Here is an 834-nt window from a genome sequence, read left to right as displayed (position 1 = left end):
CAATGGTTGGAACAGAAGAGGCATTCGCCAGTTTGCTGGCATGCAGTCGGTGTTCGAACAAATTGCGCGGTCGCTGAAAAAGCGGAGAGCCATGCTGTTTGTTGGCGCTGGAGTGTCGATGAGCGTCGGCTTGCCACCGTGGAGAAAACTCATCGAGCACATGGCAGATGATCTCGGCCTGGACGACCAGACGGTCGGCATGCCTGACACGACCTACCAGGCGCTTGCCGAATACTACCGCCTCAAGCATGGCAGCATCGGCCCCCTGCGCAGCTGGATGGACCGCGAGTGGAGCGTTTCTCGGGACAAGGTAAAGCGATCGGAGATCCACAAGCTGATCGTGTCGCTCGATTTCCCGATCATCTACACCACCAATTACGATCGAAACCTGGAAGCTGCTTTCGAGATCTATGGCCGGCCGTTCGTCAAAATCGCCAACGCGAAAGACATCGCCAAAGTCAACGGCGACCTGACACAGATCATCAAATACCATGGCGATTTTGACGACGACACTTCCCTTGTGTTGGCAGAGACGGACTATTTTGACCGGCTTTCCTTCGACTCACCACTTGATGTGAAATTCCGGGCAGATGCACTGGGGCGCACCATCCTGTTCGTCGGCTACAGCATGTCGGATATGAACATCCGTCTGCTGCTGCACCGTCTGTGGCAGACCTGGCGCCTATCGGGTTACGAGCGGGACCGTCCAAAGTCATTCGTGTTCATGCCGGGCCCGAACGTGGTTCAGGAGGCGGTCCTCGGACGCTGGGGGCTCAACGTCGTGGCTGGGGACGATGAGGATCCGCAGCAGAGCTTGGCAGCTTTTCTCAGCAA

1 protein-coding gene is annotated in these 834 nt (G+C 57.0%); it reads left to right on the top strand.

What is annotated here, in order from left to right:
* Positions 1-40: 40 nt before the first annotated feature.
* Positions 41-834: SIR2 family NAD-dependent protein deacylase (locus NKI20_RS33630; RefSeq protein ID WP_352838298.1), on the top strand; the 794-nt coding region annotated here is incomplete at its 3' end.

The sequence above is a fragment of the Mesorhizobium sp. M0830 genome, from assembly GCF_040319965.1.
GTDB lineage: Bacteria > Pseudomonadota > Alphaproteobacteria > Rhizobiales > Rhizobiaceae > Mesorhizobium.
Note: the sequence above shows the minus strand (reverse complement) of the source record. Positions and strands in the feature narration are given on the sequence as shown.